The 26,463-nt window shown below is 62.6% G+C and carries 24 protein-coding genes; 13 read left to right on the plus strand and 11 right to left on the minus strand.

From position 1 onward, the window contains the following. Window positions 1–12: 12 nt before the first annotated feature. From LAN70_02120 to LAN70_02150, 7 genes are all read right to left on the minus strand, one after another. Complete coding sequence (locus LAN70_02120; protein ID MBZ5509942.1) at window positions 13–306, minus strand: hypothetical protein; 294 nt, start codon at window positions 304–306, stop codon at window positions 13–15. 32 nt (window positions 307–338) lie between these two features. Further along, complete coding sequence (locus tag LAN70_02125) at window positions 339–3,353, minus strand: hypothetical protein (GenBank protein MBZ5509943.1); 3,015 nt, start codon at window positions 3,351–3,353, stop codon at window positions 339–341. Between the two features lie 4 nt (window positions 3,354–3,357). Further along, on the minus strand, window positions 3,358–3,639 hold the full coding sequence (locus LAN70_02130) for a hypothetical protein (GenBank protein MBZ5509944.1): 282 nt from the start codon (window positions 3,637–3,639) through the stop codon (window positions 3,358–3,360). Window positions 3,640–3,922: 283 nt separating this feature from the next. Beyond that, window positions 3,923–4,774: a hypothetical protein gene (locus LAN70_02135; protein ID MBZ5509945.1), complete on the minus strand. Its 852-nt coding sequence runs from the start codon at window positions 4,772–4,774 to the stop codon at window positions 3,923–3,925. A gap of 55 nt (window positions 4,775–4,829) precedes the next feature. After that, window positions 4,830–5,501 (minus strand): hypothetical protein, encoded by a 672-nt coding sequence (locus LAN70_02140; GenBank protein MBZ5509946.1) that lies wholly within the window; start codon window positions 5,499–5,501, stop codon window positions 4,830–4,832. A 474-nt stretch (window positions 5,502–5,975) separates the two neighbouring features. Next, window positions 5,976–6,197 (minus strand): helix-turn-helix domain-containing protein, encoded by a 222-nt coding sequence (locus tag LAN70_02145; protein ID MBZ5509947.1) that lies wholly within the window; start codon window positions 6,195–6,197, stop codon window positions 5,976–5,978. 96 nt (window positions 6,198–6,293) lie between these two features. Further along, entirely contained in the window at window positions 6,294–7,259 is a 966-nt protein-coding gene (locus tag LAN70_02150; protein ID MBZ5509948.1) for a helix-turn-helix domain-containing protein, read from the minus strand. 49 nt (window positions 7,260–7,308) lie between these two features. Here LAN70_02150 and LAN70_02155 point away from each other — a divergent pair, with 49 nt between their 5' ends. The 5 genes from LAN70_02155 (at window position 7,309) to LAN70_02175 (ending at window position 12,802) form a co-directional block, all read left to right on the plus strand. After that, a complete protein-coding gene (locus LAN70_02155) occupies window positions 7,309–7,713 on the plus strand; it encodes a hypothetical protein (GenBank protein MBZ5509949.1) in 405 nt (134 codons plus the stop codon). 493 nt (window positions 7,714–8,206) lie between these two features. Further along, window positions 8,207–10,246 (plus strand): hypothetical protein, encoded by a 2,040-nt coding sequence (locus tag LAN70_02160; GenBank protein MBZ5509950.1) that lies wholly within the window; start codon window positions 8,207–8,209, stop codon window positions 10,244–10,246. Between the two features lie 3 nt (window positions 10,247–10,249). Next, complete coding sequence (locus LAN70_02165; protein MBZ5509951.1) at window positions 10,250–11,287, plus strand: ATP-binding protein; 1,038 nt, start codon at window positions 10,250–10,252, stop codon at window positions 11,285–11,287. A gap of 10 nt (window positions 11,288–11,297) precedes the next feature. Further along, the gene (locus LAN70_02170; GenBank protein MBZ5509952.1) at window positions 11,298–11,840 is read left to right on the plus strand and encodes a hypothetical protein; all 543 of its coding nucleotides are present in this window, start codon (window positions 11,298–11,300) and stop codon (window positions 11,838–11,840) included. A gap of 152 nt (window positions 11,841–11,992) precedes the next feature. Next, the gene (locus LAN70_02175) at window positions 11,993–12,802 is read left to right on the plus strand and encodes a hypothetical protein (GenBank protein ID MBZ5509953.1); all 810 of its coding nucleotides are present in this window, start codon (window positions 11,993–11,995) and stop codon (window positions 12,800–12,802) included. A gap of 552 nt (window positions 12,803–13,354) precedes the next feature. Here the strand turns inward: LAN70_02175 and LAN70_02180 are convergent. Then, the gene (locus tag LAN70_02180; GenBank protein MBZ5509954.1) at window positions 13,355–14,407 is read right to left on the minus strand and encodes a hypothetical protein; all 1,053 of its coding nucleotides are present in this window, start codon (window positions 14,405–14,407) and stop codon (window positions 13,355–13,357) included. A gap of 221 nt (window positions 14,408–14,628) precedes the next feature. Between LAN70_02180 and LAN70_02185 the strand changes: the two genes are divergently transcribed. The 5 genes from LAN70_02185 (at window position 14,629) to LAN70_02205 (ending at window position 19,446) form a co-directional block, all read left to right on the plus strand. Beyond that, window positions 14,629–16,308, plus strand: coding sequence for a CTP synthase (locus tag LAN70_02185; protein MBZ5509955.1), 1,680 nt, complete (start codon window positions 14,629–14,631; stop codon window positions 16,306–16,308). Between the two features lie 59 nt (window positions 16,309–16,367). Then, complete coding sequence (kdsA, locus tag LAN70_02190) at window positions 16,368–17,237, plus strand: 3-deoxy-8-phosphooctulonate synthase (GenBank protein ID MBZ5509956.1); 870 nt, start codon at window positions 16,368–16,370, stop codon at window positions 17,235–17,237. 360 nt (window positions 17,238–17,597) lie between these two features. After that, window positions 17,598–18,131: a thioredoxin family protein gene (locus tag LAN70_02195; GenBank protein ID MBZ5509957.1), complete on the plus strand. Its 534-nt coding sequence runs from the start codon at window positions 17,598–17,600 to the stop codon at window positions 18,129–18,131. Window positions 18,132–18,156: 25 nt separating this feature from the next. Next, complete coding sequence (locus LAN70_02200) at window positions 18,157–19,122, plus strand: KpsF/GutQ family sugar-phosphate isomerase (protein ID MBZ5509958.1); 966 nt, start codon at window positions 18,157–18,159, stop codon at window positions 19,120–19,122. A 99-nt stretch (window positions 19,123–19,221) separates the two neighbouring features. Continuing rightward, entirely contained in the window at window positions 19,222–19,446 is a 225-nt protein-coding gene (locus LAN70_02205; protein ID MBZ5509959.1) for a hypothetical protein, read from the plus strand. Window positions 19,447–19,540: 94 nt separating this feature from the next. On the opposite strand, the gene LAN70_02210 is transcribed toward LAN70_02205, so the two are convergent. The 3 genes from LAN70_02210 to LAN70_02220 are packed head-to-tail and all read right to left on the minus strand — an operon-like array spanning window position 19,541 to window position 21,320. Continuing rightward, complete coding sequence (locus LAN70_02210) at window positions 19,541–19,876, minus strand: MGMT family protein (protein ID MBZ5509960.1); 336 nt, start codon at window positions 19,874–19,876, stop codon at window positions 19,541–19,543. A gap of 23 nt (window positions 19,877–19,899) precedes the next feature. Further along, window positions 19,900–20,634, minus strand: a complete 735-nt coding sequence (locus LAN70_02215; protein ID MBZ5509961.1) for a hypothetical protein — start codon at window positions 20,632–20,634, stop codon at window positions 19,900–19,902. Next, window positions 20,631–21,320 carry a hypothetical protein gene (locus LAN70_02220; protein ID MBZ5509962.1) on the minus strand — a complete coding sequence of 230 codons (690 nt, stop codon included), beginning with the start codon at window positions 21,318–21,320 and terminating at the stop codon, window positions 20,631–20,633. Before LAN70_02220 ends, LAN70_02215 begins: the two co-directional genes overlap by 4 nt. Window positions 21,321–21,403: 83 nt before the next feature. Here LAN70_02220 and LAN70_02225 point away from each other — a divergent pair, with 83 nt between their 5' ends. From LAN70_02225 to LAN70_02235, 3 genes are all read left to right on the plus strand, one after another. After that, entirely contained in the window at window positions 21,404–23,191 is a 1,788-nt protein-coding gene (locus LAN70_02225; GenBank protein MBZ5509963.1) for a proline--tRNA ligase, read from the plus strand. A gap of 3 nt (window positions 23,192–23,194) precedes the next feature. Next, the gene (locus LAN70_02230; protein MBZ5509964.1) at window positions 23,195–23,536 is read left to right on the plus strand and encodes a DUF4845 domain-containing protein; all 342 of its coding nucleotides are present in this window, start codon (window positions 23,195–23,197) and stop codon (window positions 23,534–23,536) included. Between the two features lie 264 nt (window positions 23,537–23,800). Beyond that, entirely contained in the window at window positions 23,801–26,443 is a 2,643-nt protein-coding gene (locus LAN70_02235) for a PBP1A family penicillin-binding protein (GenBank protein MBZ5509965.1), read from the plus strand. Window positions 26,444–26,463: the final 20 nt, after the last annotated feature.

Raw genomic sequence — 26,463 nt, forward strand, 5'->3', positions numbered from 1 at the left:
TTCTGCGCGGTTTCAGCCGCGCCGGGGCGCGCGAAATTTCAGCCGCTCGTCGTCTTCTTCCTCGATCACTTGGAGCCAAAACATCAGTTTGAGCAGCGATTCCCGCGTCACGCTTATTCCGCGGATCGTGAACCGCCGCCCCTGCAGCATGCCGTCGCTGAGCAGCCGGCGAACGATCGCAGGCGAGCAGCCGAGAATTGCGGCGGCGTCCCGGATGACAATGCGGCGCGAATCAGCATTTGACTGGGGCAGCAGCAAAGGGTCGGGGCGCAGCGTGCGGACGCGGCGAGAGGCTTTCGCGCCCAAGGTAATGCCGTTCCGTCGAATGGGGCGCGCGATCAGAAACTCCTTCCTTCCAGCCGGCGCCCGCGCACATAGGTAGCCAGCACGTCGCCGCCGCCTTGTTTGAGCCATGTCGCGAAGTTCCGCGGGTCGAGTGTGTTGATGTTCCAGATGTGCACGTCGCCGCCGACGCTCGCGCCGGCATTCATCCGATCGAGAGCACCGCGCCCGATGCGGGCGGTCGTTGGTTCATCGAAGACATATTCGCGCGGGTGCACGATTCCGGCGGCGCCTGGCGGCAGTCCCCATCCGCCGTAAGCCCCCTCGCCGGTGTAGCCGCCGCCGGCGAATTGCGGCGGCGCAAAGGCCAGCGTCGAGCGCCGTTCGCGCTCGTCTTCATAGCCCTTCAGCTCGCCCTCGATCTTGTTGACGTAGGGCTCCAGATCGCGCCCGTATTCCTTTTTGCCTTCGTCTTTGAGCTTGCGCAGTTGTTCCCAGGCGTTGCTCTTGATCTGCTCCAGATCGGCGAGCGCGGTGGGATAATCGAGCTGGAAAGATTTGAATTGCGCCTCGATCTGGTCGGCCGCCGCCTTCTGCTCGTCGGCAAACTGCCGCGCCGCCTTGGTGCGCGCACTGCCGCCGAACATTCCGCCGAAGATTCCGCCCAGCAGACCGAGGATGCCGCCGATGATCGCCCCGACCGGTCCGCCGAACATCAGTCCCAGGAGTGCGCCGGAGCCGGCGCCGCCGAGCGTACCGGGGATCGTGCCGTATTGTTGACCGATACCGAAGCCGAGGAGTCCGCCGGCCGCGCCGGCCAGCAGACCGCCGGCCGCTCCTCCCCACATCGCCGAGGAGGAAGCGCCCCAGCTCGCGGCGCCCTGCAAACCGATATATTTGAGCCCCAGATAAGCCATCAGCCCCGCCAGACCGCCACCGATCGTGCCGGCGGTGCCTCCCAGTTTGCCTCCCAGGAAAAGGCCGGCGAGGGGAAGCATCGATTGCAACCCGGCGATCGACAGCAGGCCGCTTCCACCTCCGCCGGCCAGCGATCCCGCGCCGCTCAATGCGGGGACTCCGGTCAGCGTGGGAATCCCGAGCAGTTGGTTCACTGCATTTACGTTGTACGACCCCGTGTTGCCGGCGCCGCCCAGCATGCCTCCAGGGCCGATTGCGCCCGCGCCGGAGAATGGAGTTAGGCCGAGGCCGATCATCGATGACGCGCCCGCCGTCGTAGAACCGCCGCCCGTTGCGCCCATGCCGAGCAATGCGGCCAGTGACGAGGTCCCGCCGCCGAACGTCGTCCCGAAGCCGGCATTGGTCATGCCCGGAACGCCGCTGGGCAGGCCCAGGATCGGTCCCAGAACTTCGCTGAGGCCGCTGCTCAAGGTGAGTTCAGCCGCAATGCGCGCCATGAACTTATGCGCGAGATTCTGGATGTAGTTCGACCAGCCGCCGCTGAACAGCTCTTCAAAAGTGCTCGTCCAGGAATCGAGGACTTTTCCGGCCGACTCCTGCCAGACGGCGGCGGTGCGCGCCGCAACGTCGGTGTCGAAAATCAGCCCACGTTGTTTCAGATCGTTGATCTCGCGAATGCGCTGCGCGGCGCTGGCATAGATTTCCATGTCGGCGCGTTCCCACGGCGGCGCGATCGCGATCGCTGCCTGCATCTCGATCTGCTGCGTTTCGAGGGCCGCCTTCTCCTGCAGCTTCGCCAGTCCCTCAATCCTTTCTTTCTTCGCCGCGTCGTTGCGCGCGTCCAGATCCAGCGACAGTTTCTTGCGCGCGGCCTGAAGCTGATCGTAGTCCGAGGTCTCCTTCTGCTCCTTATCGAGCGCCGCTTTGTAATCCTGTAGGTTCTTGTCGCGCTGCGCCTTCTCGTCGGCGTAAAGTTTGTAGGAACCCTCGATCTCGCGCGCGTTGGCCCGGTCCTCGATCTCCAGCGTCTGCGCGTGGAACTGATCGGTGATTTCGACTTCGGCAGCGACGCGCTTCCGCAGGGCGGCGAGGGTCTCCTGATCGGCCTGCTCGCGATAGAGAACGCGGCGCGCCTCCAAATCGGCGTCGGTGTCGCCCGTATGTTTTGCAATGTCGCCGAGCGCGGCCTCCAGCGCTTGCTCTTTCGCCAGGATCAGGTCGTCTCCCTGAAGCCAGCCCTGCACTACCTGTTCCCGCAGTTTGCGCGTCGTTTCGGCGTTCTGCTCGGCGAGCGCACCGAGCAGCCGCGAATACTTTTGATTTTCGGCAGTGACCATCGCGTCGTACTGGCCCTGCCCCATCGGGGTGGGGCCGGACAGCGCGCGACTTAGTTCATCCAGCGCGGCGCTGTGCTGCTGCGCCAGTGCGGCGTAGCCCTGCAGTCCGGCAGCGCCCGCGGCGGCCTGTGCCTTGGAGACCGCGGTGCCGGCGGCGAATTCCAGTTCGGCCATCTTCCGCAGCAGCGGATCGCGCTCCAACTCGACCTTCTGGAGCTCCTTCTCCAGCGCCACGCGTTCACTGGCCGTTGCGACCCCTTTCGCGCCGATATCGAAGAAATCTTCGGCGAGTTCATTCTCCTTTTCTTGCGCGGCGATGATCTCGTCGTTCTTTTCTCTCTGCTCCTTCATCATCGCGAGCGACTGGCGCGCGATTTCCGGAGTCCGCGGATTGCCGAGCTGCTCGAGGTTGGCTTTGACGTTGGCGGCGTAAGCCTCTTGCATCGCCTTGGTGTAGCCGCCCCATTCCAGCGCCGCGTCGGCGATCTTTCCGCCGACCACGACAACGGCCGCGGCCATCGCCGCTACTACCGAGAAGTTGAAGGCCGCCGAGAGCACGTTCCCGAAGGCTTCGCTCTGGCCGATGATCTTGGTGAGCGTGCGCGGCAAGGCGACGCCGAGAGTACTCTCCAGCAGCCGCGCCGAGTCGATATTTCTCTGGGTGTTTTTGTCGAGGCCATCCAGCGCCTGGCCGGCGCCCTGCGCGCCCGTGGCGGCGCGAGTCTTCAGGCCGTCCAGCTCGCCGCCCACCGAACGCAGCCCGGTCATGACTCCTTTGTCGTCGAGCGTGAGTTGGATTACGACTGAGGCAGCCATTGCTTCACGCAGCTCCTCCGCTGGGCTGTGCCGGCGAGGCGTCGGCGAGTTGCTCGCCCTCAGACCGCAGATCGACCACCGGCTGTAAAGAGCAGCGCGGAGAATGGCGACGATGCGCCGCTGCGATCGTCGAGGCGTCACTCCGATTGGGCAGAAGGTTGGCGTCGATGCCAGTCACGCCGGGGCGGCCTTGCGCCGCCGCGAGCAAGTTGAGGTTCGCGGGTTTGCTGATCACCGCTTCGCCTTTGGCGCCGCAGCCTTCACACGACCAGCGAAACAGACGCATCGGCGGGCCGGCGAGCGGGGCGGGCAGGTAGGTCGAGACATCAATAACCGGCCCCTTGGGACGGGGGCTGTGCCTGCGGGCGTATCGGGCACGTCGGGATCGGGGCGCTCTTTGTTGCAAGGTTCCTCCACCGTGGAATTCGACGGCATCTGGAATGCCCGTTCGAGGTGAAGGACCCCGCCCATCTTTAGGTTTCGCGTAGCCTGCGAAACCCGGCACCCGCGTAGCCTGCGGAAGCCAAGGGGCGCGCGCTAGCAGGCGCCCCTCTACCACTGAAAAGCTCCTAGACGAACACTTGCAGCTTGTTCGTGCCGCCTACCGGAGGCTGCGGATCGCGCACGATGGCGGCTTCCTCCGCCTTAGCTTCGGGCTCTGCCTCTTCAATCAGCAGGCCCTCCTTGACGTAATAGGCCGCGTGCTCGGGCCGCAGATATAAGAGGTCGCCGCCCTTCACTGCCAGGCCGCGCACATCGAAACGGGAACCCGCCTTTGCTCGATAGGCGCGGCGATCAGACGGCACCGGCTCGCCGGGTAACAAGTGAGCCTCGATCGCTGCCAGCGCCTGGTCGAATATGCGTGCCCCACCGCGCCCGAAGGATTCCAGGGCTTGGTTGGGGCCGTACTCGATTCGCACCGGCTCGATGTATTGAGCAGTCACCCCAACGCCCACGCGCTGAAGCCGCGGGTCGAATTGCGCGAGCGCGTGTGCGACCGCGGCCTTGTCGGCGGTCCATCCGGCCAGCTCGCTCTCCAGATCGCGTATGAGTTTCACGATGCGCGCGGGGCGATCCTTGTCGGCGCGTGCCGCAATAAATGTTCGGAGCTGCTCGCGCTCCGCCAACCGTTTGGCCAATGCCAGGGCGGGGCGCAAAACCTGAACTTTCTTTTCGATCTCGGCGAGGGCCGCATCGTCTTGACCATCTTCGCGACGCGCCTTTGCGATCTCCGCCTCGACGTCATGAAGCGTTTTCTGCGCAGTCGAGTTCTTGTCAACTCGCGCGGAGAGGGCCAGTTCCTGGCGCTTCCGCTCCAGCCCAGCGATGTGCCCGCGAGCCGCATTGCGCGTATCGCTTATGCCTGCCAGCGCTGACTCCCACTGACCGATTTCTTTTTCCATCTCCTGAATCGTTGCCACGTCTCCTCCTCCTGTGCTGCTCATTTCCGCTGCTCGTCTTTCTTCGTCTTCGGACCTAGCCGGCTGTCAGAACCGTGCAAACATCGCCGACCTTCAACTGCCCCACGTTTGCGCCCTTCGCGTCCGCTGAAACGTCATCCAATTTCGTGATCGTGATGGTGCCCAACGGGAGATAAATCTTGCGGATTACCTGCTTCTGCGCAGGGTCCGTGATCTCGCGATCCAACCGCTGCACGGAAAGGCGGTCCCCCACCTTCAGGCCCGCGGCGGTGCCGGCATTGAGGATCACCTGGCCGTCTTGAATCGCCGCCACAAGGATCTGGCGCATCGCTCCATCGGCGCGCGTGAACGGCGCGCCCTCGGCATACACTTCGCGGAGTGCCGTGCCGTAATCAATGCCCTTCTCGCTGGCGCGCTGCTGCGCGGCCTCAGCAAAAATCACGGACTGAAGATCAACATTGCCATTGCGCACGGCGCGGCTGAGAGCAGCCCGCGTGGCGTCTTCCCGATCGGCTTGGCGCAAAGCCTCGCCGAATGTGATGCCGCGTTCTCTGGCGAGTTCTTGGGTCGCCTCGCAGCGGACATCGATCACGTTCCCGCGCGTCTCGCCAAATCTCGTCACCTGGCGCACCTCCTGCGCTTCGTCGTCCTTGAGTGCCCTGCGTAGGATCGTCTCCCCGGAGAGCCATTCCGCTTGTTCCTGTTCTATCTCGACGAACTTAGCCATGCTTTTTCGCCCTCCGGAGCCGAGCTGACCCCGTCAAAACACCCCCGCGCGACACGTCGCGCAGCCCCGTGGAGGCGTCGGCGGGAAATTCAGGACATGCGGTGCCACTGTTGCAAGTTTGGTGCACCTTTTCAGGATTTGCTTGCCTTGGGGCTGGCATCGTGGGCCGCGATTCCTGTGCCCTTCCCGGCACGCGCCCGGAGTGCAGTAATGACGCATGCCGGTCCCGACGTTTTCCGTCGCACGGCGGCGAGGAGGCCGACACCGCCGCGCGCTGCTCCTCACGGAGTTCAGGACGTGAGGAAGGAAAACGACCCGGGACGGCATGCGCCTTCAGGAGGAACAACGGGCCGACAAACGCCGACAAAATTCGAGCGCCCCGCGGGAAAAAGACCATCACGGCAGAGACGTGCTGGCGAAAAACCCGCGGGCCGCTGAGCGCGCCTGGCGCTGGTAAGCGGCCAGGTGCACAGTTCAAGGTTTCCGGGGATCGCGCGGCGCGTTCACTTGCGCCTTCATGCGCGCGAGAAGATCGAGGACTGATTGGCGCGAAACATGGAGGTCCGCGCCGGGATGGTCTTGCCTGGCGACGAGCAGTCCCATTCGAATATAGCGGCGGATGGTTTGATCCGACAGGTGCAGCATCTCCGCGGCGTCCCACGGGCAGATCCATAGGCCGGCTGATGCTTGGCTCACGGCACGAAACAGTACTGCCGCCGCCGCGGGAGCGCTGTGATCGTTGGGCGGTACGCATCAGGTTAGTAACGTCGGCGGTGATGGCGGCGATCCTCATCAGTGCTTCGCCTCGCCGGCGGCTGCACTGAACCACGCGATCATGCGGCCGATCACGGTGCAGCCATCGGTCGGCTTAATATTCTCGCGGACTCTCTCGCGCTCGCGCTCGTAAAGTCCCTCTTCGTTCGGCTCTGGATCGTCTGCCGCAGGGAGTTCCTCCAGTCCCTTCTCTCGTCTGATTCGTCTCCACTTCCACTGCACACTGTCCTGAAAGAACTGCTTACGCGCTTGCGAGTGCTTGTACCCGATCACAACCGGCTCATGTTTGAAAGAGCCCAGCGGACCCAGCGCGGCACCCCATAGAAAGCGATCCCAAGGCAGCTCCGAGAACTTCAGGAGTCCCATGCACGGACCCCAGTGCCATTCCCCCACACCAAGCGAAGCCGGTAACACCGAGGGGTCGAGGTGAACCAACACCACCTTGTTCCATAAAGATTGGAGCTTGGTACTGGAGCGATCCACCACCACGATGTCGCCGGGGGCAAACACAATCCCTTCCGCGTCGCGGTCTACACGTAAGGCCACAGTGGAGGCGCGGTTGACCACGCGGGCTGCGGAGAACCGAAATACTTGGCCACTTTCGAGCTTTGCCTGAGGCCCGCGCTCCGCTTCATCGATTGAGAGCAGCGGAAGCTCGATCATCTCGCCGGGCATCGCCGGCAGCCCGCGCGCCTTCAGTCGTTCTTCGACAACAGATTCGACTGTTTCTATGTCCTGGCCCGCCTGCTCCCAGAACCACATTGAGTACTCGCGCATGGCCGATCTCGCTGCCAAGTTGCCCATTCGCATGTAGGTTTCCGGCGTTGGGGTGGCGCGGCCCTTTTCCCAGGACGAGACAACTGGCTGAGTGACGTCGAAGGCTTCCGCAAAGTCCTCTTGGGTGGTTTCTTTCCCCATCGCCTGCCTAAGGGCGAGGATCATCTCCCCCGGTGCCTTCTTCTCGGCTTTGCGCTCGCGTTTCATTGTGCTTGACTCACCTCGCCATCAGTGGTACAAATATCACGTTATTCCCATGGCCGCTATTCCCAAAACACGGGAAAATTTCGGAATCGGGCGCTGCTCCCGCACGGAAGACCTCGATGCCGAACTGCGCCGGCTCATCAGCCGCATGATCAAGGACTCGCCGAAAAAGCGGAAGGAAATTGCGGCGGAAATGAGTGTACGCCTGCCGCGACCGGTCAGCGAGTCGATGCTGAATGACTTTACCCGCCCTGGGAAAAAGGCGGCGCGGTTCCCGGCGGTATTCGTTCCGGTCTTCTCCCAAGTCGTCGGTGACGACAGGCTTCAGCGCTACCTGCTCGGCCCACGCCTCCGTAAATTGCTGGATTTTGCTGAAAGGGAACTCCGCGCCAGGAGCGATCAGCGCGAACGCGATCGGCTCAGGCGAGAATTGTTACAAGAGGATGGCAAGCCATGACCGCACCTCGCCAGCAAACGTCGAAGCCGCGCACCGCGGCCGAGCGGCTGACCGCGATCGTGCCTCTGGTCGAATACCTAACCCGAAAGGCTGCTGGGCGCGCGCCGGCGGTCACGCTAGCGGACGGTTCCGTGCCGCGCACGTCAGAAGATGTTGCACACGACATTGCAGGCCAGCGGGGTATTTCACGCGGTAGTGTGTGGCGGTGGTACATGCTTTTCGAGCGAGCCGGCGGTTGCTCCGCCTATGCCGCCCTGGCGCGCCGCACTCGCTCCGACAAAAACAGGCGCAGGTATTTCGAAGCTCGTCCTTATGTTGCGGAGCTGCTCGCGCGTCTGGTCCTCCGAAAAAAACTCTCCCCCAAAGCCGCGCACGATTCGATCCGGAGTCACATTTCTCAGCCTCCTTGTCTTTCAACCGTGCTCGCTGAAGTACGGCGGCTTCGGCCGCGCTCCCGCGCCGCGCGCCGCCACGAAAGAAAAGGCGGTCGGGCGTGAGTGAACTTTGGCTCAACCACGAAACCCTGATTCGGCTGACGAACTGGTCCGATCGCACAATCAGGGAGAAGCGTCAACATAATGAGGTTGTGTTTCGCGAGCGTCCTGGCCGCGAGCGCAACGGCCGGCGCGCGTTCGAATACGCGGCCTCCTCTTTGCCGCCCGAGGGACAGCGAAAGATGTACCGGCTCCAGCTCGCCGCGTCCACCGCCGCCGACACGACTCAGGCGCTGACAACACCGGCCGCGCAGTCCGCGTTGTTCCTGCCATCGGACGCGGAGGCCGGCAACGCGCGGATCGCACTTAGCCCCGAGCAGCGGAAAATCGCCGAGCAACGGTTGGCTCCGGTCAAGACAATGATGGAAGTAAAGCGGCGGCTGCACGCGCGCTCGCCGATGACCATCACCTTGGGCGACGGGCGGATGATCGACACGGAACGGGCATGGGCCGATTACCTGGGCGAGCAGCACGACGTTTCGGGGCGGACTATTTTTCGATGGGTCCGCCGCTTCCGCCACTTCGGCCTGGCCGGGCTGGCCGATGGCATCCGCGCCGACAAAAACAAATCGCGTTGGTTTCAGGAGCACCCAGAGCAAGCCGTTTTCGCGCAGCGCAAGTACTTCCATGAGCGCCTCTCCTGTCAGCTCACCTATGAAGCCATGAAGCGCGAGTTCGGCGACGCCCTGAGGCGCAAATGCAAAGACAGCGACCGCGTTTGCGATCTGAACTATGACACCGTTCGCCAGTTTCTTAACGCGCAGCCGAAGCCGCTGGCGATCATGGCGCGCGAAGGCGAAGCCGAATACCACGAGCGTTGCGCGCCCTACATTGTTCGCGGCTACATCGATCTGCGGGTGAACCAGTGCTGGTGCTCAGACCACATGACGCATGACGTGTGGGTGCAGAACGCGGGCTACTTCCCCGGCATCGGCCACGACGATGCTGTGCGTCCGTGGCTCTCCTGCTGGATGGACCTGCGGTCGAGAAAAATCGTTGGCGCCGTCTGGTATCACACGCCCAGCTCGTACACCGCGGGTTCTGCGCTGCGCCTGGCGCTGGTGGAGAACGGCGTCCCAGAGACAGGTTATCTCGACAACGGGGCTGATTACAAAAAGCTGGGGCGTGAGAATTCGCTGGAGCCCGAAACCGAAGGCGTGCTCGCCCGGCTCGGCATCCAGATCACGAACGCGATCCCCTACAACGCGCAAGCGAAGCCGGTGGAATCGTGGTTCGGAAACCGGCTCCACGAGCGCTTCGACAAACTGTGGAAGGGCTTCTACTGCGGCAGTTCACCGACCACGCGCCCCGAAGATTGCAGCGAGAACCTCGCGCGTCACAAGGCATGGAGAGAAGGGAAGGCGCCGACGTCACCGCTGCCGCCGGCGAGCGAATTTGTTGTGCTGGCCCGCGACTTCATACGCGAATACAACAACGACCTTCCGCATCGCGGGCTCGGCATGGAGGGACGCACGCCGCAAGCTGTGTTCGACGCGCTGCTGCCTGCGGACCAGCGCAAGCCGGTAGCCGACACCGCCGCGCTGGACGCCCTGCTCTGGGATCGGCAAAAACGGCGCGTATCCGAGGGCGGCTGTGTCCAGATTTACAACGCGCGATATGAGCCCGCCGACAACGATTCGCGCGTGCGCCTTTTTATGGAAATCGAACACGACATCCTGGTCGCATGCGACCCGACCAACCTTGGCGAAGCGCTTGCGCTTGACCAGGACGGCCGCCTGATCGGCCGGCTGGTGGCACAGAAGCTGATGGCGCAAGGTCCGGTTTCACACGAAGACATCAAGGTCCGCATGAAGCTCCAGCGGAAGCTGAGGCGCGCGACGAAGGATACGATCGCCATCCTCGGCTACGGAATCGAGAGTGAACTCGACGTGCGGCGGCGCCGCGCCGGCATTGGCCCTGCGGCGGCCGCGGTCGCCATGCCGCGCCAGCTCCCCGCGGCGGTGGGCGGCAGTCTCGCGGTGCGAGAGCCCGTCGAGTTCATTGACGACCTGGGCGAGCGGTTTGCAGGGAGGGACTGACCAATGGCTCTTTCCGTCGCATTCAAAGCCGCGCTCGCAGAGCGTCCCCAGCCCGATGAAACCCGGCTGCGGGCGCGCATGCAGACCTTCATGGCGGCGCACGGCCTCACCGACCGCGACCTCGGAATGCTCACCGGCTATTCCCGCGTCGCCATCTCGCACTTCCGGCTCGGCCGCTATGGCCACGTCTCCGCCAACCAGTCGGCGCTCATGGACGCGATCGACGCTGCCATCTCCGACGACAAAGAGGATCTCGACGACGAGCCCACCGGCAAGCTCTACACCCACACCCTGGATTACAAATTCCTGCGCCAAGCATTTTATTCGGCGCTCAACAATGGCTTCGCCTACCACGTTCACGGCAATCCGGGAACGCAGAAGTCGTATATCGGCCGCGCGCTGAAGAACGAAGTGGAGGCGGCCGAAGCGAACCTGAACGGCAAGGCGCGCCGCGTCATCTGGGTTGAACCGCTCGACCAGATCGCGCCGCTGGAATTCTTGAAACAGATTGCGGCCGGATGCGGGCTGTTCCCCAGCGGCAGCAAAACCCAGCTCGTGCTGAAGATCCGCTACGCGCTCGCCGGCCGGCGCTCGCTGCTGGTGCTCGATGAAGCGCAGCGCCTTTCGCCCGCCTGCCTGGAGGCCATTCGCCCACTGCTCGATCACAAGCCCTATGTCGGCATGCTCTTCATGGGCTCGCACAACCTGAACCTCACCTTCGAGCGCTTCGACCTGGCGCAGTGGCACGACCGGATTCGCAAAGGCAAGGAACTCCCCGGACTGAGCGAAGAAGAATCGCAGGTCATCTTGCGCGCGGAAATGCCGTGGCTGAATGCTGCCGAGCGCAAGGACCTGATCGAGCGTTCCCGGCGCGACGATCTCGGGGCGCTGTTGCTCATGAGCCGTGGCCGCCGCCGGCGCCCGCTGCCCGCGGCGGACGAGATCCCTACCTACATCAACGCGCGCCGTCTCTTCGGGGCCATCCAGGTATCGCAACAGAGGCGCGCCGCCCGCAGCGAACGCGCGGATGCGCGAGACTAAAGGAGACACGATGCCATCCGCCGCGCAACTTCGAACCCTGCAGACGCTCTATAAGATGTGCGCCCCTCGATCCCTCGACTTCGGCGGCGCCGATCCGCGCGCGGAGCGCCTGGCATGGGCAACGAAGGCGATCGGGCGTAAGATCGATTCCTTTTCCGATCTTAGTGACCGCGAAGCCGGAACCCTGATCGACATGCTGAAGGGCCTGGCCGGGCAAGCGGTTGAACCGCCGAAGCGCTGGATACGTCCACGCGATCGGCATCACGCACGCGCGTTCGCAACGCACGGTCGCCGCGATCGGAGCGGCAATGACGAGGTGATGGCTTCAGCCGGCGATTTGGCCGCGGTCGAAGAGATGTGGCAGCGCCTCGGATGGACGCGAGCGCAGTTCGAGGCGTGGCTCACCGGCCCGAGTTCGCCGCTGGCGCCGAATTCAGGCACGGCGCTGCGCACCTGGTCGCAATTGCAGCCCGTGCGATGGGCGCTGAAGGCCCTGCTCAAGCGCGCTGGGTTGTGGAGGTCCAGCGCGAAGCGCAGCCGGCGCGCGGCGTAGACTTCAGACTGAAAGCGGCTCCGCCGGGTGCATGAAACACCCGACGAAGCCTGGCGGGAAGCGTGGGATTGGCACGCAACACGTTGACCGCATTTTAATCTACTTAGCGTGCCTCAGAGGCGGCGCCCCGCGCGCCGCACGGAGGCAACAATATGAAGCCGAGTCGGAAAGAGAAGAAAACCGCAAAACCCCCAACCCCGCGAAAGACGCGCCTGGCGCACCATTTCATCGCAAAACTCCCGCCGCCGGGTCCTGCTACGGGTGAAAAAGTCAGGCGGCGATCATTGAAGGCCGGCGATACACAGTGGGAAATCACAGCGCGGCCCGACGCTGAGTATGACTACTTCGACATCGGGATTCGCGAACCGAACGGAGACGTGCTGCTGATCGGACAAACCTGGAACGAGGACGATGCCAAGCTGCTGATCGCTGCCGGGGCTGCACTAGGAGCGGCCAGGAATTCGGACAAGGGCGAGATGCTCCAACTGCGGCACTCGATCGATGGCGTCATCGATTTATGGCCGGCGCGGTTCGCAAAGAAAAATCTCCTCCCGAACAAGATCGTGGATCACATCTACTTCGCACACTTCCTCACTCATGCTGTGCTGCCGGCGCAAGTGGCACAGCGCACGACGGGCGTACCGGCGAGCCTGCTGATCGCGGAGGCAGTGACGGAGTTCGGCACCGAAGGGCGTGAGATCGGGGTCCATTCAGACGGGGACTTTAAGATTGGCCGGGTTGGCATCGATGCGTGGTTTCTCGCCTTGGCGAAGCGTCGCAAAAAAACAGTGGCGCTGGCGCCAGCGCTCGCGGTTGCGGGCGACCGCTCCGCCTTCATCGAAGAGATTCGAAAATGTGAGGGCGTGTGGGAACCTCGGGTCCGCGGCGGGATCCTGCAAACGCTCGCCTACTACGATCTCCAGGACTGCGACCTGCCGAGGCCAGGACGACTGGAAGATTAGACCGCCGGACCGTGTCTCCGGTGATGCCGGCGCTTCCGCGCCGGCTTTTTTTTTGCCGAACCAGCCAAGGTATCACGTCCTCGAAAAGTTGCATTTTTCGTCCCACGAGCACCGCCGTTGGATTGCCGCTTGTCTGCCGCGATTTTCGACCGTTGCCGCCTTGTAACTCCCGTGCGCTCAGACGGTTATAGGCTCCGCACGGGCGTCAGAAGGCGTTGCCGTTGGATTGCCGCTTTACAATTCTCTAAGTTGTTGATTCTGTAGGAAACGATGTGCCGAAATAGCTGAGTTGCTGACACGTAATTCCCGTTTTGCGGTTCGGCGGTTCATCCGACTTCCTGCCTCACAGGTCACTGATTCAGCGGCGCTTAACCCGCGAAGTCCCGCCGTATCCCTCCACCTCCCGCTGCTGACATACAATTCCCGTACTCACAGTCGTAGCACGAACATTGTCGCAACCGTGGGTGTCAGTTATTCAGTAAGTAGTTCCTGACAAACTGACGCACTGAGCTACTGACCGACTGCTTCCATGCCTTGTCGACCACTGACCACTTACTCATTCGGCGGTCGCTTGTTCAGCGCCGGGCTCTCGCGCGTGCCGGTTTCGGTGTTGGCCACCGGCGCAGGTTTCCAGGCACTGGCGTTCTCGGGCGCGGAGGGGCTGACGCCGAAATCCCAGACATACATGTTGACGTCCTTGCCCAGCATCTCCACCAGCGCGTACTCGCCGGGGTCGAGTGGTTGTACCGGGACCACCTTGGTCCACTGGCTGTTCAGCGTCTCGGAGCGGGTCTGGACGTAATTTTGCTTCTGGCTCACTTTCCCATACACGGCGATTTCAACGGCGCCGACCACGCGCGCATCTTTCTTGGAGGTGGCGCGCACGATGCGGAAATGGTCGGAGAGGTCCCGAGCACCGGGGCCGGTGCGGGCATCCTGGTCGGCGTCAATGTTGACGTAAATCGCGGGTTGCGGGACGTGCGCCTGCACCGCCGCGCGCGGACCCTTGATTTCAATCGTCTGCTTGGCCTTCGACAGCGGATTGATGGCGGCGCGCAGGATGTTGCTCTTGCGATTCTGATTGAGCTGGCCGCCGTTTTGCACCAGTTCGATCAGTTCCGGGTTGTCACGATAAACGTCGAGCAGGAAGATGCCGCCTTGCGAGGGCAGGCGCAGGCCGGGCTTGATCTCTGGGGACTTCTCCTCTTCCAGCCGGCGCTCGGCCTCTTCCTCGGCGTCCACGGCGGCGGCCTCGGCGCTCTTCTTTGGCTCCCCCTGGCCCAGTTCGTATTTATTCGTGGCGTCCCAATCCACCAGGGAGACTGGAAGGTCTTCCCACTCGGAGCGCTCGGTACTCATGTAATGCACGCGCTCGCCGATCAGCTCGCATTTGCTTGCCGTCTGGTAGTTGCCGTCCTTGAGCACGATGCGGTGCGAGGGACTGTCGGGAAGGGAGAAGGGGCAAGGCTTGGGGGCAGGCTCCGCCGCAGCGGGCTTGGCCGGCGGCTTGGATTTTGGCGAGCCAGTGCGCTGGGCCGGCGAGGAAAGGGAGATCAGCAGGCCAAAGGCGACGACGAGACCCCGAGACAAAACCGGCCAGCGCATGATCAAATTATCCGCTTTCTTCCGAAGCTCTGCATGGTTAGACCACGGAACAACGCGAAAGTCGCGTCGCTATTGCACCTATATTGGTGCATTGTGAGGCGTTCCTTTTCGCACCTTTTTCTGGCATAATTGGTCGTGCACCCCACAAGCGGTTCCCAGGCAAACCCCAACCACGGCCTGGGCGAAGTATCCTTCAAAAATTCAGCGCGAGAGGTCGAAGCGTGTCGGCCAAATACATCTTCATAACCGGTGGTGTGGTTTCTTCCCTGGGCAAGGGCCTGGCGGCGGCGTCAATCGGATGCCTCCTGGAGAGCCGGGGCCTCAAGGTCAACCTGCAGAAATTCGATCCCTATCTCAACGTGGATCCCGGGACGATGTCGCCGTTTCAGCACGGAGAAGTCTTCGTCACCGACGACGGCGCGGAGACCGACCTCGATCTCGGCCACTACGAGCGCTTCACCCACGCCAAGCTGACCCGCGACAACAATTGGACCACGGGAAAGATTTACGAGCAGATCATCGCCAAGGAACGGCGCGGCGATTACCTGGGCAAGACGGTGCAGGTGATTCCGCACGTCACCAATGAAATTAAAGCGGCGATGAAAAAGGTCTCGACGGATGTAGACGTGTGCATTATCGAGATCGGCGGCACGGTGGGCGATATCGAATCGCTGCCGTTCATCGAGGCCATTCGCCAGATGCGCCAGGACCTGGGGCGCGAACGGACGCTGTTCGTGCATGTGACGCTGGTGCCCTTCATCGGCGCCGCCGGCGAACTGAAGACCAAGCCGACGCAGCACTCGGTGAAGGAATTGCTGAGCGTCGGCATTCAGCCCGACATCCTGCTGTGCCGCACCGACCGCTTCCTGTCGAAGGACATCAAGCAGAAGATCGCGCTGTTCTGCAACGTGGAAGAAGAAGCGGTGATTACCGCCATCGACGTCAACTCGATCTACGAGGTGCCGCTGACCTTCGCGCGCGAGGGCGTCGACAAGCTGGTGCTGCGCTACCTGCACATTGACGGCGGAGTGCGCGACATCAGCCGCTGGGAAGAGCTGCTGAGCCGGGTCAACAATCCGAAGGACGAGGTCTCGATCGCGCTGGTCGGCAAGTACGTGGAATACGAGGACTCGTACAAGTCACTGAAGGAAGCGCTGGTGCATGGCGCGCTGTCGCAGAATTTGAAGCTGAACGTCTCCTGGATCGAGGCCGAGGGGCTGGAGACCAAGGGCCCCGAATACGAATCGCAGCTCGAGAGTTACGACGGCATCCTGGTGCCGGGCGGCTTCGGCAAGCGCGGCATTGCCGGCATGCTGAACGGAATCCGCTTCGCGCGCGAGCACAAGGTTCCGTACTTCGGCATCTGCCTGGGCATGCAGACGGCGTGCATTGAATTCGCGCGCAACGTGGTCGGGCTGGAGAACGCCAACTCCAGCGAGTTCGATCCCGCCACGCCGCACCGCATCATCTACAAGCTGCGCGAACTGCGCGGCGTGGAAGAGTTGGGCGGCACCATGCGCCTGGGCGCGTGGATCTGCAAGCTGGAGCCGGGCTCGCTGGCGGCGCAGGCGTACGGCACGAATGAAATCAGCGAGCGCCACCGGCATCGCTACGAGTTCAACCGCGAGTACGAGCAGCCGCTGATTGCCGCCGGCCTGCGCATCAGCGGCGCCACGCCGGATGGCACCTACGTTGAGATTGTCGAGTTGCCGCAGGAGGAGCATCCGTACTTCCTCGGCTGCCAGTTCCACCCTGAGTTTAAGTCGAAGCCGCTGGAGCCGCATCCGCTGTTTGTAGCGTTCATCAAGGCGGCGTACGAAAACCGGCAGCGGCGCCGCGAGCAGAGGAGCGCGGCGGAAGTGGAGATGTTTTTGAGGCCGGAGAAGGTCAGCCGTTCGTAGTGGCCTAATCTCTGGGGTTGTCGTTAGAATCCCCGTTGATCTGCGTTAATCTGCGGCTAATGTCTTCTTCCTTCAAAGTCGGCGACGTGACGATTGGCGACGGCGGGCTGTTCCTCATCGCCGGGCCGTGCGTCATTGAGTCGGAAGAGCACGCGCTCAAGATGGCGGAGTGCATTGCCGGGGTGGCGCGTGCGCTCAAAATGCCGTACATCTTCAAAGCCAGCTACGACAAAGCGAACCGCACTTCGGTGAAGAGCTATCGTGGCCCGGGAATGAAGGAAGGGCTGGCAATCCTGCGCAAGGTGGCCGATACGGTGCACGTGCCGGTACTCACCGACGTGCACGACGCGCACGATGTGGCCGAAGTCGCGCAATATGTGGACGTGGTGCAGATTCCCGCCTTCCTCTGCCGCCAGACCGACTTGCTGATCGCGGCGGCGAAATCCGGGCGCGCGGTGAACATCAAGAAGGGGCAGTTCGTTTCGCCGTGGGACATGCGGCACGCGGTGGAGAAGGTACGCGAGTCGGGCAACCAGCGCGTGCTGCTCACCGAGCGCGGGTCATCGTTCGGCTACAACAACTTGGTGGTCGACATGCGCTCGCTGCCCATCATGCGCCAGTTCGCGCCGGTGGTGTTCGACGCGACGCACTCCGTGCAACTGCCGTCATCGGGTGGCCCACCCTTGCGCGAAGCGCAGGGTGGGGATGGTGTGGTTCAGTCCGGCGGCCAGCCCGAATTTATCCCGATCCTGGCGCGCGCCGCGGTGGCTGCCGGGGTCGATGGAGTGTTCATCGAAGTGCACGACAATCCCGCAGCCGCGCTCTCCGATGGCGCCAACGCGCTCGACCTGAAATGGCTGCGCCCGGTGCTGCAGGAACTGCAAGCCGTGCACGCGGCGGTCACCGCAGCCCGCAGCAATGCGGTATAACTGGATTTTTCAGGAAGAGCCATCATGCGCCAAATCATCCGCCTGCTTGCATTCATGTTCGCAATCACGCTGGTCTGCGCCGCACAGCAGACCACGCCGCCCGGACTGGCGGCCGCGCTGGAGCGCTGGAAAACGGGTTTCACCGTGGGTGACGACGCCGCGGTCCAGAGTCTCTATTCCAGCAACCCGCCGGCTTACGTGCTGTCTTCCGATGGCAAGCAACAACTGCCCATCAGCTCCGAGATCGAATTCTGGCGGCAGACGAGAGCTGCCGGAATGATCGGGCTGGCGACGAAGGTGGCGAGCACCGACGACAAGCAGGGACTGGTTGTGGTCACAATCGAAGTTTCGTTTCGCATCATGACGGCGGCGGGCACACGGGAGCGGTACGTGCTCGAACAGCAAGGCTGGCAGCAGCAGCCACAGGGATGGCGCATAGTCGCCAGCAGTCACACCCCGGTGCTGAAGATGCGACCGGTGGGCAAACTGAATCCGCACCTGTACGAAAAAGATGCCGACGCCAAGGCGGAAATCCGTGCGGCCCTGGCGAAGGCTGCGCGCATGCACAAGCGCGTGATCCTCGACTTCGGCGGCAACTGGTGTTACGACTGCCATGTGCTGGAGGCGGCGTTTCACCAGGCCGACGTCGCACCGCTGGTAGGCGGCAATTTCATCGTGGTGCACGTGGACATCGGACAGATGGACAAAAACCTGGATGTGGCGCAGAAATACAAAGTACCAATCGATAAAGGCGTGCCTGCGCTGGCGGTGCTGGCGCCCGACGGCACCCTGCTCTACAGCCAGCAGCACGGGGAGTTCGAAAAAGCGCGCAGTATGGATCCCGACGACCTGATCGCGTTCCTGAAGAAGTGGAAACCGGCACGGGCGCGGTGATCTGCTAACATCTGGTCGTTTCCTCATGCACAAGATCGGCGAAAACGTGGTCCGCATCGAGGCTGAGGCCTTGCGCGCGCTCGCCGACCGCCTTGCCGGACCGATGGCGGAGGCGTTTGCCAGCGCGGTGGACTGTCTGTACTCCTGCGGCGGGCGCGTGGTGGTCACCGGCATGGGCAAGAGCGGGCTGGTGGCGCGCAAGATCGCGGCGACGCTGTCCTCCACCGGCACGCCGGCGCTGTTCATGCACCCGGTGGAAGCCGTGCACGGCGACCTGGGGATGATCGTGCGCGGCGACGTGGTGCTGGCGCTCTCGCAGAGCGGCGACACGGAAGAGATCCTGAACCTGGTGCCTAACATCAAGCGGCTCGATGTGAAGCTGGTGGCGATGACCGGCGCACTGCGCTCCACGCTGGCGCAGGCGGCCGACATCACGCTCGATTGTTCGGTCGCGCAGGAGGCGTGCAGCCTCGGCCTGGCGCCCACCGCGTCCACCACGACGATGGTCGCGCTCGGCGACGCGCTGGCCGTGGCGCTGGCGGAGAAACGCGGCTTCAAGGAAGAAGATTTTGCCGACCTGCATCCCGGCGGCAAGCTGGGCAAGAAACTGGCGCGGGTTTCGCGGCTGATGCACACCGGCGATGCCATCCCGCGGGTGACGCCGCAGACGCCGATGTCGGAAGTGATCTACGAAATGTCGCGCAAGAAGCTGGGCGTGGCCCTGGTCACCGATGGTGACAAGCTGCTGGGAATCATCAGCGACGGCGACCTGCGGCGTCTGCTGGAGCGGCGCGGCAAGGACGTGCTCGACCTGACCGCCGGCGAATGCATGACGCGCGACCCGAAGACGATTTGCCCCGACGAATTCGCCGCCGCCGCGCTGAACGTCATGGAACAGAAAAAGATCACGTCGCTGGCGGTGGTGGGCGACGGCGGCCGGCTGGAAGGCATCATTCACCTGCATGATTTGTGGGGCACGGAAATGGTCTAATTTGCAATTTGTAATTGGTAATTTGCAATTTGATTTGTATCCGCAGACACTTCGGATTCATCCGACCAACTAGCAAGCCGGGCAATTACGAATTACCAATTGCAAATTCCTATGTATCACTACGACATCAACACCGCCCTCGAGGAACTCAAGGAAGACGCGGTCCTTCCGAACCCCGTCCATGTGCGCGACATGATGCTGCGCGCCAAGCTCTCGCCCGACCGTTCGCTGGAGTTGAACCGGCTGTTCGTGGAATATCAGCGGCTGTTTGGGGAATTGCAGAAGGTGGGCAAGGAACTGTTGACGCACCTGGCAGGGGAATAGGTCTGTCGGTCGATCGGTCTTTCGGTCACTCGGAAACTGCCGTTAGACGCATGGACCGATAGACTGATAGACCGAAAGACCGAACGACCAGCTCTCACCGCCGCTTCTTCCTCGCCGTCCTCGTCTTCGACCTTACGAAAAAGCTGAAGTGGTGCGCGCGCATGTCCACCTTCAAGCCGACAAATTTCACGCCCTCATTTTCCAGGCGGAAGCGCTGTTCCATGGCGGCTTCGCCGGTAAGCAGGATTTTGCCGCCGGCGCCGACCACACGCTGCCACGGCAATCCGCTGGAGCCGTGCAGCGCCCACGCGACCTGACGCGCCGCGCCGGGGAATCCTGCGGCATACGCGACGTCGCCATAGGTCGCGACCTTGCCGCGGGGAATGCGCCGCACCTGGCGCAGCATCTTTTGGAACATTCCATTCTTCATGGTGATCAGCGGGTGATCGCGATTCACCCAAACACATCGGTTGATCTGGCGCGCCGGAACGCATTCGCCAAGGACTCCGCCGGCTGCAGAAAATCGCGCAGTTGCTGCACCGGAATCAATCGGCCCGGGCGATACACCACCAGCCACGGGCCCGACCCGCTGACGGAGAAATGAACCTTGGTATCCAACTGCTCGAACGCCTGCGTCACCTCCGGGGTGAACAGCGCGCGCACCGCCGCCTCGTCCTTTCCGTGAAGGAAAAAACGCTCTGAGAAGTCCGGCGCGCCGTCAATGCGGATATCCGAGTATCCGACCTTATCCGCCAAACGCCAAAGCACGTTTTCCCAGCAGACCATGAAGGTGGGCAGCGGCGTCTTCATGTTGAAGGCGACGACGGTGGTTATGGTCCGGCTTTTCCCCGCGCCAACGGTTCTATCGGCGATGACCGCGTCGCCACCGCCGGCGCTGCCCTGGAGCACATTGCTGTAGTGCGGCGCATATTCCAGTTGTGCGGCGTTGAAGTGAATTTCCGCCAGGTGCGCGGCCAGCTCATCGTCGAGCTTCTCCGAAAAGAGAAAACCGTTTTCCATCCCGAATTGTTGCAGACCCTCGCGCCGTTTTTTCGTCTCCCGTGATTTGACGTACAGCATGAGCACGACCAGGCAGAGGAAGCCCAGCCACATCGTCCAGAACAGCCAGGGCGGAGAGTTGAAACGGATTTTCTGCGGCGCCAGTGCGCATGCGAGCAAGAAAATCATCGCGTTACTTTATGCTGACCGTTTGACAGTTCATTACCTAGCTCACCGGCAGTAGTGATTAATCGTGGAATGGCGCTAGGATCGAGCATGCTGCTTTCTGCAAATACCAGTAACCAGTCGCCTCCGTGTTCTACGGACAGCATGTGTTCCGGATCGTGCGACGCGATGATGTGTGGAATCGGAGGTCTGAATACGTATTCGATACCACGCACATCGCGTCCTCGCAACCAATAGCGCCCGTCGAACTGATCGTCACCTGTTCGAATCCGATCCGACCCAATTTTCCATCCGACTTTGTCGAGGGATGTCGCGGGCGCCAGTTGAAAATCTGGCAGACCCGTATCTCGCACGGAAATCGCAACCACGGTTTGCCAAACGTAACGCGCAGCCAACAGAGGTATGCCAAATGTATATCTGTAGTCGAAAACGATGATTTCCGCAGGGCCTTCCTTGACGAATACTCTGGAGAAAATGCCGCTGTGGCCTTTGCGAAGCAGTGGCAGCTTCTTTTTGGCTGCTTTCGAAAAAGCCTTACGAGGCCCGGGGCGAAAACCCATCCCGACCAGCACTCGCCGTACTTTCTTGTTACGTTTGCGGCTACTGTAAGTACGAATTCCGATGACCAGTACGATACCAATCGCAAGTACTGGCACCCAAATCCACGGAGAAGACCAGTCCATGGTCACGAATGTTACGCCACTTTCGAAAATTGGCCCATGCACATCAATCGTTTAGAATCAGAGATTCACTGATCGCGGAGAGCACGTTCATGTATCGCTGGTCGCAATTATTCATCCCGACGCTGCGCGAAGCCCCGGCCGACGCCGAGGTCGCCAGCCACAAGTACCTGCTGCGCGCGGGCTACGTGCGCCAACTCGCCGCCGGAATTTACTCGCACCTCTTTCTCGGGCAGCGCGCCATGCTCAAGATCACTCAGATTGTGCGCGAGGAGATGGACAAGATCGGGCAGGAATTCAATCTGCCGGCGCTGCATCCGGCGGAAATCTGGCAGGAGAGCGGGCGCTGGCAGGTGATGGGCGACAACATGTTTCGCCTGAAGGACCGCAAGGGCGCCGATCTCTGCCTGGGCATGACGGAAGAAGAGGTCATGACCACGATCGCGCGCCGCGAGCTGCGCAGCTACAAGCAGCTTCCGCAGATCTGGTACCAGATCCAGTCCAAGTTCCGCGACGAGCCCCGCCCCAAGTCGGGCCTGCTGCGCGTCCGGCAATTCACTATGAAGGATTCGTACTCCTTCGATCTGGATGCGGCGGGACTCGACGTGTCCTATCAGAAGCACTACGACGCCTACTGCCGCATCTTCGACCGCTGCGGATTGCAGTACGTGGTGGTGGAAGCGCACTCGGGCGCGATGGGCGGTTCGCAGTCGCACGAGTTCATGGTGTACACCGACGCCGGCGAAGACCTGGTGGTGAGCTGTCCGAGCTGCAAGTACGCGGCGAACCTGGAGAAAGCGACCTCGCGGCTGGATGCGGTGGAAGATTATCCCGACGTGGGCGACGGCAAGCCCGCGCTGGTGCACACGCCGGGGATGAAAACGATCGAGGAGGTCGCCAGGTTTCTCGGCGTGTCGCCCAAGAACAAGATGAAGACGCTGGCGCTGATGGCGACCGACGCTGAAGGCGGCAAGCCACGCGAGGTCCCGGTGGTTGCCTTCCTGCGGGGCGACCACTCGCTCAATGAAGCGAAATTATCCGGCGCCCTCGGCACCACCGACTTTCGTCCCATGCGCCCGGAGGAAATCGAGGCGGTGTTCGGCTCGCCCGCCGGATTTCTCGGCCCTATCGGATCGGAGAATTGGGCGTACAAGGGAATCAAGGCCAAGGTGCTGGTAGAGCGCGCGCTGCTGGGCCGCAAGAACCTGATCGCCGGCGCCAACAAGCAGGACTACCACCTGCGCAACGTCACGCCGCAGCGGGATTTTCCTGTTTCCGACGAGATGTGGGCCGACCTGCGCGCGGTGGAAGCCGGTGAAGGCTGTCCCAACTGCGGCACGCCGCTCAAGGTCGCCAAGGCGGTGGAGATCGGACACATCTTCAAGCTCGGCTACAAGTACGCGGAATCGATGGGCGCGCGCGTGCTCGACAAGGACGGCAAGGAAGTCACTCCCATCATGGGCAGCTACGGGATCGGCATCGAGCGCATCCTGACCGCGGCCATCGAGGAAAACCACGATAACGACGGCTTTTTCCTGCCGCCGCAGATTGCGCCGTTCGAAGTGGTGGTCACGCCCACCAATGTGTCGGACGCCAAGCTGCTTACCACCGCGGGGGAGATCGCGCAGCAGCTCCAGGCCGCCGGCTTCGACGTCTTGCTCGACGATCGCGACGAGCGTCCGGGCGTGAAGTTCAAGGATGCGGATCTGGTCGGCATACCGTTCCGCATCACCATCGGAAAGAAGCTGGCGGAGGGCAAAGTTGAGGTGTTTCAGCGCTCGACACGCAAGTCTCTGGATGCTAGTATCCCGGAAATTACTGACATCCTTGAAAAGATGCTCCGGAATAGCCGGGTCCACCCTGACCGGAGGGGGACATAGGGCATGAAAACTCTTCGGGCGGTCTTTGGGATCGTATTCATCGTCGCCGTTGTGGTCTCGGTGTGGAAGCTGGTTCCGCCGTATTACAACAATTATCAGCTTCAGGACGCGATCACCGACGAGGCGCGCATGAACACGTACACTCCAAAATCGGTCGAGGAAATGCGCGATACCATCTGGAAAAAGTGCAAAGAACTGGATGTTCCCGTCACTCGCGAACAGGTTAACGTGGAGCGCAACGGCCAATCGGTGGCGATCTGGCTCGATTACACCGTGCACGTGGACTTGCCCGTGTACCCGGTGGACCTGAATTTCCATCCTTCCTCGAAAAACAAGAGCTACTAGCCGAACCTCGTCCGCGGCCCGTCCCTGCGAGCAGCGATTGTTACTACCGACTCACAACCACTGGCTGGACAGCCCATCTCCTCGGCGGCGGCGATGATTTACAATAAGCGCAGATTCTGGCCTGGAGTCCACGATTTGCCGTGCCCTTCGATCGTGGCAGCGGCTGGATAACGTTTTTGGGCGCGCCGCCGTCTGAATCAGGTGGAGGAGTGGCAGCCGGCATCATGGAAGGGAACCGCGCCATATCGGGCGCAGGGCTTCAGAGTGGCCATTAAGCTTAAAATTCCGCGGGCCAAGGCCCCCGCCAGGGATGCGCGTTCCTCGTCGCCCGCCCCGGTCAGCCATTTCAGCCTGTCCGATCCGATCGTGCGGGTCGCCACCACGTTCTTTCTGGTGGTGACGCTGGTCGTGCTGGGCGTATTCGTCGGCTATTACGTCAAGTACGAGAGGATCATCGACCGCCGCCTGCACGGCCAAATTTTCACCAATGCGACGAAAATCTACGCGCGTCCGGCCAGCGTCTGGGTCGGCGAGGGCATTACCGCGGAGGAAATCGCGAACCAGTTGCGCCGTGCCGGCTACATTGACGCCGACCAGTCCAGCGGCGTCGGCAGCTACCGGCTGCTCGCGCGCGGCATCGAGATCCATCCCGGCCCCGAGTCCTACCACAACCAGGACGGGGCAGTGGTGCGCGAGTCCGGCGGCAAGATTGAGCGCATTGTCGGCACCGGAGGCGCCAACGGTCGCGATCTCTCCGCCTACGAGCTGGAACCCACGATGATCACGGCGGTGGACACGGAACAGCGCTTCAAGCGCCAGCTCGTGGAATACAAGGACATCCCCAAGGTGCTGGTGGACGCGGTGACGTCCGTCGAAGACCGCCGTTACTTCCAGCACGGCGGTGTGAACTACTGGCGCTTCATGCAGGCGGCGTGGGTTGACATGCGCCAGGGCGGCGCACGCCGGCAGGGCGGGTCCACCATCACCATGCAGGTCTCGCGCATGTTCTTCCTCACTCCGGAGAAGACCATCAAGCGCAAGCTGACCGAAATGCTGATCGCCATCGAGCTCGAGCAGAAGCTCTCCAAGGAGCAGATCTTCTCGCTCTACGCCAACCAGGTGGACCTCGGGCAGCGCGGCTCGTACACCATCACCGGCTTCGCCGAGGCCTCGCGCTCCTACTTCAATAAAGACATCCAGAGCCTCAGCCTGCCGGAAGCGGCGCTGCTGGCCGGCCTGATCCAGCGTCCCAGCTATCTTTCACCGTACCGGCATCCCGAGCGCGCCCAGGAACGGCGCAACCTGGTGCTGGAGGCCATGGTGGACACCGGCGCCGTCACTCGCGCCCAGGCCGATTCAGCCAAGGCGGCGCCGCTCAAGCTTGCGCCCCCGAATGTGGAGGCCAGCGATGCGCCGTACTTCGTGGACCTGGTGAAGGACAGCATGCTCAGCCGCTACAGCGAACGCGACCTGAGCGAGAACTCCTACCGGATCTATACGACGCTCGATCCCGACCTGCAGAAAGCGGCCGCCGAGGCGGTGCAGCTAGGGATCAAGCAGGTGGACGCGCAGGCGGAAAGGTTGCGCACGCGCCGGATCAAGGTCGGCAGCGGCAAAAATGCCAAGACCGAGGTGAAGGTCGTTCCCGGCCCGATGCCGCAGGTCGCGCTGATTGCGATCGATCCGCACAGCGGCGACGTGCTGGCGCTGGTCGGCGGCCGTAATTACGGCTTCAGCCAGTTGGATCATGCGGTGGCGCGGCGCCCCACCGGTTCCGTGTTCAAGCCGTTCGTCTATGCCGCGGCGGTCAACACCGCCCTCAACGGCGACGGGAATGCGATCACGCCCGCGTCGCTGATTGACGATTCGCCCGGCACCTACACCTATGGCGACCAGATTTACGAGCCGCGCAACTACAAGGACGAGTATCACGGCGTGGTCTCGGCGCGCTTCGCGCTGGCGCAGTCGCTGAACAACGCGACGGTGAAGCTGGCGGAGCAGGTGGGCTACGACAAAGTGGCGGCGCTGGCGCGCGCCGCCGGCATCAAGTCGGTGCAGCCGACGCCCGCGATGGCGCTGGGCGCCTATGACGCTACCCCGCTCGATATCGCCGGCGCCTACACCGTCTTCGCCAATGGGGGCGTGCGCGTCTCGCCGATGCTGGCCAGCTCGGTGCGCGATGCTCACGGTGAACTGGTGGAAAACTTCCAGGCGGAGCGCACCCCGGTGCTTGACCCGCGCGTGGCCTACGTCATGACCACGATGATGGAAGGCGTGATCAACAACGGCACCGCGGCCGGCGTCCGCGGCCTGGGCTTCAGCGCGCCCGCGGCGGGAAAAACCGGGACCTCGCATGACGCCTGGTTTGCCGGATACACCAGCAACCTGCTGTGCATCGTATGGGTCGGGTACGACGACTACAGCGATCTCCGCCTGAGCGGATCGAGTACGGCCGCGCCCATCTGGGCCGAGTTCATGAAGCGCGCCGTCAAGCTGCCCGCGTACAGGGACGTGCAGCCGTTCCAGGAGCCGGCCGGCGTGGTGGATGTTCGGCTCGATAAGGCCACCAACCGCCTGGCGACCGAGGCTTGTCCGGACACCTACACCGTGGCCTTCATTGCCGGTACCGAGCCCAAGGACAGTTGCGACCAGGCCATGGGCGAACATCGCGGCATCCTGACGCGCATCTTTGGTCCCGCTCCCACGCCCCCGCCGCCCATCATTGGCGCCACCAGCACGACCGTGCGCCCTGCGATGCCCGCGCCGGCAGCCGGTCCGGCTCCGGCCTCCCAGGATTCGAAAGACAAAAAGAAGGGGTTTTTCGGCAAAATAGTAGGTATCTTCAAAGGCGACGACAAGCCGTCCTCACCGCCAGAGCAGAAGGACGGCGGCAACAAACCGCACTGAGTCGGGGAGCAAGGGGTCCG

It is taken from the genome of Terriglobia bacterium (assembly GCA_020072845.1).
Taxonomy (GTDB): domain Bacteria; phylum Acidobacteriota; class Terriglobia; order Terriglobales; family Acidobacteriaceae; genus JAIQGF01.

Coding starts and splice junctions, on each gene's coding strand:
- LAN70_02210 (MBZ5509960.1), bottom strand. CDS start 19,876: ATGAAGAATGGAATGTTCCAAAAGATGCTGCGCCAGGTGCGGCGCATT.
- LAN70_02225 (MBZ5509963.1), top strand. CDS start 21,404: ATGTATCGCTGGTCGCAATTATTCATCCCGACGCTGCGCGAAGCCCCG.
- LAN70_02200 (MBZ5509958.1), top strand. CDS start 18,157: ATGCACAAGATCGGCGAAAACGTGGTCCGCATCGAGGCTGAGGCCTTG.
- LAN70_02230 (MBZ5509964.1), top strand. CDS start 23,195: ATGAAAACTCTTCGGGCGGTCTTTGGGATCGTATTCATCGTCGCCGTT.
- LAN70_02215 (MBZ5509961.1), bottom strand. CDS start 20,634: ATGATTTTCTTGCTCGCATGCGCACTGGCGCCGCAGAAAATCCGTTTC.
- LAN70_02180 (MBZ5509954.1), bottom strand. CDS start 14,407: ATGCGCTGGCCGGTTTTGTCTCGGGGTCTCGTCGTCGCCTTTGGCCTG.
- kdsA (MBZ5509956.1), top strand. CDS start 16,368: ATGTCTTCTTCCTTCAAAGTCGGCGACGTGACGATTGGCGACGGCGGG.
- LAN70_02165 (MBZ5509951.1), top strand. CDS start 10,250: ATGGCTCTTTCCGTCGCATTCAAAGCCGCGCTCGCAGAGCGTCCCCAG.
- LAN70_02125 (MBZ5509943.1), bottom strand. CDS start 3,353: ATGGCTGCCTCAGTCGTAATCCAACTCACGCTCGACGACAAAGGAGTC.
- LAN70_02150 (MBZ5509948.1), bottom strand. CDS start 7,259: ATGAAACGCGAGCGCAAAGCCGAGAAGAAGGCACCGGGGGAGATGATC.
- LAN70_02130 (MBZ5509944.1), bottom strand. CDS start 3,639: ATGCGTCTGTTTCGCTGGTCGTGTGAAGGCTGCGGCGCCAAAGGCGAA.
- LAN70_02175 (MBZ5509953.1), top strand. CDS start 11,993: ATGAAGCCGAGTCGGAAAGAGAAGAAAACCGCAAAACCCCCAACCCCG.
- LAN70_02140 (MBZ5509946.1), bottom strand. CDS start 5,501: ATGGCTAAGTTCGTCGAGATAGAACAGGAACAAGCGGAATGGCTCTCC.
- LAN70_02155 (MBZ5509949.1), top strand. CDS start 7,309: ATGGCCGCTATTCCCAAAACACGGGAAAATTTCGGAATCGGGCGCTGC.
- LAN70_02170 (MBZ5509952.1), top strand. CDS start 11,298: ATGCCATCCGCCGCGCAACTTCGAACCCTGCAGACGCTCTATAAGATG.
- LAN70_02195 (MBZ5509957.1), top strand. CDS start 17,598: ATGACGGCGGCGGGCACACGGGAGCGGTACGTGCTCGAACAGCAAGGC.